The organism is Terriglobus sp. ADX1 (assembly GCF_036877645.1).
Lineage (GTDB): Bacteria > Acidobacteriota > Terriglobia > Terriglobales > Acidobacteriaceae > Terriglobus.
Genome location: NZ_JAEDXV010000007.1, coordinates 170,481 through 177,996 on the forward strand (window position 1 = coordinate 170,481; position 7,516 = coordinate 177,996).

A 7,516-nucleotide genomic window follows, 5' to 3' on the forward strand; every position below is an offset into this window, starting at 1 on the left:
AAACAACGTGCGCGTCTCCGATTTCGATTTCCATCTCCCCACAGAACTGATCGCGCAGCATCCGCCCGCCGAACGCGGCGACAGCCGCATGCTCCTCGTCGACCGCCAAACCGGCGACTACACTGACGCCCACTTCCGCGACTTCCCTTCGCAGCTCCACCAAGGCGATCTGCTCATCCTCAACAACAGCCGCGTCATCCCCGCACGCCTCTTCGCGCGCCGCGCCGGCCTCCGCACACAGCACAACAGCCCCGCACCCACCGGCCAGGTGGAAGTCCTGCTCACGCAGCCTCTCGGCAACGACCGTTGGCGAGCCCTCGTGAAACCCGGTCGCAAAGTCCCCACCGGCGAACGCCTCATCTTCGAAGCCTCAAATGCGGGTGCCCCACGTCTCGATTCTGAGACGTGGGATCCCAACACCAACTGGGTGCCCCAGGTTCGCGAAGCTAACCTGGGTATTCGCGCGGAAGCGCGAACCGCACCTGCACAAATCATCCTCCAAGCCGAAGTCATCGAATCCGGCGACTTCGGCGAACGCACCCTCCAGTTCGCTCCCACACCAGACTTCTTCGGCGCATTAGAGCAGTTAGGCCACATGCCACTGCCGCCCTACATCCATCGCAGCGAAGAAGACGAAGAGGAAGACCGCACCCGCTACCAGACGGTCTACGCCGGAGCCAACACTCACGGCTCCGCCGCAGCCCCAACAGCAGGCCTGCACTTCACCCCCCAAGTCCTGGAACAGATCAAAGCAAAAGGCGTGCAGATCGAATACGTCACCCTGCACGTAGGCCTCGGCACCTTCCAGCCTGTGCGAGTTGAAGACCTCGCAGACATCCGTCTCCACGAAGAGCCCTACACGCTCCCTGCAGCCACCGCAGAAGCCATCAACAAAGCCAGGTCCGAAGGTCGACGCATCATCGCCGTGGGCACCACCACCACGCGCACGCTCGAACACATCGCCGCCATCAACCGCATTGAACCGCACAGCGGCACCACCAGCATCTTCCTGCAACCGGGCCATCGCTTTCAGTTAGTCAACGCGCTACTGACGAACTTTCATCTGCCCAAATCCACACTCCTGATGCTTGTCAGTGCATTAGCCGAAACAGAAAACCAAACCATCACGGGCCGCGAAAAAATCCTCCTCGCCTATGCCCACGCCGTCGAAGCACACTACCGCTTCTTCTCCTACGGCGACTGCATGTTCCTGAGTTAAGTCGGAACATTACACGCGAAGCTCATACGGCTGAAGTCGGGGTATGTCACAAGCGAATCTCATACGGCGGAAGTCGGGGTACATCACAAGCGAAGCTCATACGGCCCGAAAGGCCGTCATCCTGAGCAAAGCGAAGGATCCCAACACCTTCTCACCATCCACCGCATCCAACCCCTTCCAACTCCAAATCCCGGGTGCCCCATGTTCCGCGAAGCGAACCAGGGCTATCGCGCAAAGCGCGATCATACGAACGAAGTTCGTCATCCTGAGCGAAGCCGAAGGACCTGCATTCTTCTCACTCCACTCCAGTGCAGCGGGAAGCCTCAAATGGCAGGATGACTGCAAAGCGCGACGACCAGTCTCCTGCATCTCAAATGAGCAGGAGGCTCGCCCATGCCCCGAACCACCAAATCCCCCAAGCCAGATTTCCGTACTGAACCCCGCGGCCCACTCCCCGGCAGCAACAAACCCGCAATCGCCACCAGCCACATCACCGCAGCTGCAAGCACTCCGTACTCCGGTCGAAAACGCATCACTGTCTCCGTAATCCTTCACTGTGCCAAACCAATTCCAGACGCAGCAGTGTCCGGCAAACACCTTACGCGAGCACAATTCAAAGCCAGGCATGCAGCCACTCCGCAGGCTATAAAAATCGTGAAGGACTTCGCGAAAGCATTCAGCCTGACCGCGGAAGCCGACGCCGTGCGCCGCACCGTTCAACTCACAGGCACAGCCAAAAATATGCAGGAGGCCTTCGGCGTCGCACTGCACGAGCACGTCGCAGATGGCGTCACATACCACGTGCGCGAAGGCACGATTGAACTCCCACAGTCCTTGCTGCCCCACGTGCAGGCTGTGCTTGGTCTGGATGATCGTCCGCAGGCTACTCCCAAGTTTCGTATCGCCCACGCTCGCGCCGTAAACGCATCGTTCACACCACCGCAGCTTGCGCAGCTGTACGGATTTCCATCCAATGCGAAAGCCACAGGACAGACCATTGCCGTGATCGAACTCGGAGGCGGATTCCGCACCACCGACATCACCGCTTATTTCAAATCGCTCAGCCTCTCCGCGCCGACAGTCAAAGCAGTTCTGGTTGACGGTGGGAAGAACTCTCCCGGCAACGCCAACGGAGCAGACGGCGAAGTGATGCTCGACATCGAAGTAGCAGCCGCCGTAGCTCCCGGAGCAAAAATCGCCGCCTACTTCGCGCCCAACACCGATCAGGGTTTCGTCGACGCCATTACCACCGCCGTACACGATACGAAAAACAAACCCACCGTAATCTCCATCAGCTGGGGCGGCCCGGAATCCAGTTGGAGCGCGCAGGCAATCACTGCAATGGACAACGCCTGCAAAGCCGCCGCGGCTCTCGGCATCACCGTCACCGTCGCGGCTGGAGACAACGGCTCGGACGATGGCGTGGGCGACGGCAGCAATCACGTCGACTTCCCCGCCAGCAGTCCGAACGTTCTCGCCTGCGGCGGCACCAAACTCACAGCCGCAAACGGCGCCATCACAAACGAAGTCGTCTGGAACGAAACCACAAACGACGAGGGCGCAACCGGTGGCGGCATCAGCACCGTCTTCCCACAGCCCGCATGGCAATCCGGTATCGCCGCAACAAAATCCGGCCGAGGCGTCCCTGACGTCGCAGGCGATGCCGATCCCACCACCGGTTACCAGGTACGCGTCGACGGCCAGAACATGGTCATCGGAGGTACCAGTGCAGTCGCTCCACTCTGGGCCGGCCTCATCGCGCTCAGCAACGCACAAAATAAAAACGCAGCAGGATTGCCGCAGGCAAAGCTTTACAGCGCAACAGGACAAAAAGCCTTCCGTGACATCACCCAGGGCAACAACGGAGCCTACAAGGCAAACACCGGCTGGGACGCCTGCACCGGCCTCGGCTCTCCCAGGGGATCAGCCATCGTCGCCCTGCTTGCAGCAACATCCTCGGCAAAGCGGAAACGAACAGCCAAAACCGTCTGACAAGACGTTCCGCGAGATACTGATACACGATGCCGAACGAAACCAAGCCGCCCGTCTACCTGCTCGATACCATGGCCTTCATCTTCCGCGCCTACCACGCCATGCAGCGGTCGCGGCCCATGTCCACGCGCACCGGCGTACCCACAGCGGCCACCTATGTCTTCATCAACATGATCAACAAGCTGCGCCAGGATTTCCATCCGCACTACCTCGCAGCCATCTACGAGGGCGGCGAGCCCATCCACCGCAACGAAGCCGCCGCGCAGATGAAGACCATCAAGAAGTTCAACATCAAGACCCAGCAGTTTGACGAGGTCGACTACGGCGGCTACAAAGCCACCCGCACCGAAACCCCGCCCGACCTCATCCAGCAGCAGCCCTACATCCGTCGCGCGCTCGAAGCCTTCGGCATCCCCATCCTTGCGCACGAAGGCTTTGAAGCCGACGACGTCATCGGCACACTCTCGCAGCGCCTCAGCGAACAGGGCCACCCCGTCTACATCGTCTCGTCCGACAAGGACATGATGCAGCTCGTCACCGACCACGTGCACATCCTCAACCCCACCAAGGACAACCTCATCCTCGACCCCGCCAAGGTCGAAGAAGTCCTCGGCGTCCCACCGCAACGCGTGATCGACGTCATGGCTCTACGCGGCGACTCCGTCGACAACGTCCCCGGCGCACCCGGCATCGGTGACAAGGGCTCCGTCGAACTCATCCAGCAGTTCGGCTCCGTAGAAGCCGCGCTCGACGCAGCCCGTGACAACCCCGACAGCATCAAGGGCAAACGCCAACGCGAATCCCTGCAGAACAACCGTGACACCGTCATGCTCTCCAAAGAGCTCGTCACCATCCACTGCAATCTGCCGGTCGACTACTCGCTCGAAGCCATGAGCACCGCCACCGAGCCCAACCTCGCCGAACTCCGCAGCCTCTACACCGAACTCGAATTCACCACGCTGCTCAAGGACCTACCCGCCCCCGAAGCGCAAAAGATCGACTACATCCTCGAGCCCACCGCACAGGACATCACCGACCTCCTCGCACCACTAACACCGGGTGCCCCACGTCTCGATTCTGAGACGTGGGATTCCACAAACATCCTGGCAGTCTTCTTCCCGGAAGACGCGCAAGCCATCGCGGAAGAAGCAGGCGCAGACGCCGAGTCCGACACCGAATCCCCCGCCGAAGATCCCATCGCCACCAACATGGATCTCTTCGGCTCCATGACCACCCCAGTCGAAGCCAAACCCTTCGCGCCCCCGCAAACCGAACCGCTGCCAGTAGGCCTCGCAACAACAGCCAACAAAGCCATCCTGCTCGACCTCAACAGCGACGTAGCCGAGCCAGTTAAAAAAGCACTAGCAGACAACAAAATCCCCAAAGCAGTTCACGACCTCAAAGCCGTCCTGCGCACCTGCGAACGCGCCAAGATCGAAATCAACAACGTCCGCGACGACGTCATGCTCTACAGCTACCTCATCAACCCCACGCACGGTAGCCACAAGCTCTCGGACGTAGCCGCACGCTTCAACGACCGCGCACTCACGCAGGTAGAAAAGAAGCAAACCCCACCACCATACATCCTCCCCGAAGCCGCCAGCGCCGTCTTCCAACTCACGCAACTACTGCGCCCGCAGATCGAAGAAGCCGAGCTAACCAAAACCTACAACGACATCGACCTCCCGCTCGTCCCCGTGCTCCTCCACATGGAACAAGCCGGCTGCCGCATCGACACCGACCTCCTCCGCGCGCAGAACACTCGCCTCGCCGTCGCCATGGACGACCTCGCCGCCCGCATACACACCCTCGCAGGCCGCACCTTCAACATCAACTCTCCGAAACAATTAGGAGAAGTCCTCTTCAACGAGATGAACCTGCCCAAGCCACTCAAGTACGGCAAGGGCAAAGTCGTCTCCACCGCGCAGGACGTCCTCGAAGAACTCGCCGAACACCACGACGCCCCGCGCCTCGTACTCGAGTACCGACAGTTAGCCAAGTTACGCAGTAACTACACCGAACAACTCCCGCTCTTGGTCGACACCGACTCCCGCGTCCACACCACCTTCAACCAGGTAGGCACCGCCACAGGCCGACTAAGTTCCACGAACCCCAACTTACAAAATATTCCGGTAAGAACGGAGTTAGGCAGAGAAATCCGCGCAGCCTTCACCGCCGCGCCCGGCAACATCATCCTCTCCGCCGATTACTCGCAGATCGAACTCCGCCTCATGGCCCACTTCTCGCAGGACCCGCTCCTGCTCAACGCCTACCGCACCAACATCGACATCCACACGCTCACCGCGTCAGAAGTCTTCGGCGTCGACCCCGCCACCATGAGCAAGGAAACCCGCAACCGCGCCAAGGCCGTCAACTTCGGCATCGTCTACGGCATCAGTCCGTTTGGATTGGCAGCGCAGTTAGGCATCGACCAGAAAGAAGCCCGCACCTACATCGAAACCTACTTCGACCGCTACAAGGGCGTGCAGAACTTCATCACAGAAACGCTCGAAAAGACGCGCGAAACAGGCAAAGTAAGCACCCTCTTCGGCCGCACCCGCCCCATCCCCGACATCCAGTCGCGCAACCCCAACATGCGCGGCTTCGCAGAACGCACCGCCGTCAACACCCCACTGCAAGGCACCGCCGCCGACATGATCAAGGTAGCCATGCTCCACATCGACAAGGCACTCACCGCAGGCAACTACAAAACCCGCATGACCCTGCAGGTTCACGACGAACTCCTCTTCGACGCCCCAAAGGAAGAAGCGGAAGCAGTCGCCGCCTTAGTCAAACAAGAAATGGAGAGCGTAATCCAACTCTCCATCCCCATAGTCGCCGAAGTAGGCCAAGGCCCCAACTGGCGCGATGCCAAGTGAGGACTGGACTTAATCATGATGGCAAACGTCACAGGCACCATCAATGCGTATGCCTGTGACGTTAAACACACAACTCGCTTGAGCGAATACCTTGGGAGAACCTACGAAATAAGCGCCAAAGGCGCGCCGCTATCTTAGCCTAGGCCGAAGGCCTAGGTAAGACCGCACATAAATTCGGAAGGGCCAAAGGCCCGCTCTATAATCCTCGCGTGCCACAATCACTAACATTCCTACTAATCCACATCATCTTCAGCACTAAAGACCGCACACCAAACATCCGCAACCCGCGTGATCTCCACGCCTACCTCGCCACGGTAGCCCGCAGCCTCGGTTGCGAATGCTTTCGCGTCGGCGGCACCGCGGACCACGTACATCTCGCCATCGGTCTATCCCGAACCATCACCATCGCCGACCTCATCTCCGAACTGAAAACATCCTCATCGCAATGGATAAAAACTCAGGGTGAGTCGAACTTTGCATGGCAACGAGGCTACGGCGCATTCACGCTCGGCAAATCCGACCTTGATGCACTCGTCCGGTACATCGAAAACCAGGAAGAACATCACCGTAAGATCGACTTCCGCGACGAACTCCGAGCCATCCTCAAACGCTACGGCGTCGAACACGACGAACAATACCTGTGGGACTAGAACGGGCCGTTGGCCCTCATTCGGTACAACGCAACAATACCTAGGCCTGCGGCCTAGGCTAATATCTCGTCGCGCCTTTGGCGCTCATTATCTCCATCAAGGAGACATGGGCAAACACAACGCAATCAATGTCTGATTCACAACAAGATGTGAAATGGCATGGCATCACCACACAATCAAGCGGCTACCAAACAAGCGCCAAAGGCGCGCCGCTATCTTAGCCTAGGCCGAAGGCCTAGGTATGCCACGCCCCAAAATCTCCTGAGGGCCAACGGCCCGCTCTATCAGAGCCGGCACGAAGCGCCTCAACCGCGCTCATAATGCAACACGATCTCCTGCTCGCTCGCAATCGGCTGACCATCCCGAGTAGCCGGATCAAAACTCCATCCCCGCACCGTCGCCATCACCTGCTGATCAATCGGATCGCCCAGCCCCTGCTCCAGCGTCAGCTTCGTAATCACGCCATGCGCATCAATCACGGCGTCCATGATCACGTTGCCGCCCTTACCCTTCGGCAGGCTGCTCAGATCCGGCGCAGGACGCGGAAACACCTTCACAATCGCAATCCGTACATTGCCGCTGCCCAGCGCACTCACGCCTGACGAGCCGCTTCCCTTCTCGGTTTCGGGCTTCGCCTCAGGCACCGGCGCAGGAGCCACCTTCGCAATCGTCGGCGTCTTCACCTTGGCCTCAGCGGCTTTCTTAGGCGCAGCACTAGCCGCCGCACTCTCCTGTCCGCCAATGGTGTACGTCAGCAACGTGTGCGTCCCATGCGC

5 protein-coding genes are annotated in these 7,516 nt (G+C 59.6%); 4 read left to right on the forward strand and 1 reads right to left on the reverse strand.

Features of this window, described 5'->3' with window-relative positions; translation table 11 throughout:
• Nucleotides 1-7 precede the first annotated feature (7 nt).
• The 4 genes from queA to tnpA all read left to right on the forward strand — a co-directional run bounded on the left by queA (nucleotide 8) and on the right by tnpA (nucleotide 6,740).
• Complete coding sequence (gene queA, locus JAO32_RS07005; protein ID WP_334238870.1) at nucleotides 8-1,219, forward strand: tRNA preQ1(34) S-adenosylmethionine ribosyltransferase-isomerase QueA; 1,212 nt, start codon at nucleotides 8-10, stop codon at nucleotides 1,217-1,219.
• A 393-nt stretch (nucleotides 1,220-1,612) separates the two neighbouring features.
• Nucleotides 1,613-3,211, forward strand: coding sequence for a S53 family peptidase (locus JAO32_RS07010; protein ID WP_334238872.1), 1,599 nt, complete (start codon nucleotides 1,613-1,615; stop codon nucleotides 3,209-3,211).
• Nucleotides 3,212-3,240: 29 nt separating this feature from the next.
• Nucleotides 3,241-6,090 carry a DNA polymerase I gene (gene polA / locus JAO32_RS07015; RefSeq protein ID WP_334238874.1) on the forward strand — a complete coding sequence of 950 codons (2,850 nt, stop codon included), beginning with the start codon at nucleotides 3,241-3,243 and terminating at the stop codon, nucleotides 6,088-6,090.
• 209 nt (nucleotides 6,091-6,299) lie between these two features.
• Nucleotides 6,300-6,740: an IS200/IS605 family transposase gene (tnpA, locus tag JAO32_RS07020; protein ID WP_334238876.1), complete on the forward strand. Its 441-nt coding sequence runs from the start codon at nucleotides 6,300-6,302 to the stop codon at nucleotides 6,738-6,740.
• Nucleotides 6,741-7,045: 305 nt separating this feature from the next.
• Here the strand turns inward: tnpA and JAO32_RS07025 are convergent.
• The coding region (locus JAO32_RS07025; RefSeq protein WP_334238878.1) for a TonB family protein at nucleotides 7,046-7,516 on the reverse strand (471 nt) is incomplete at its 5' end.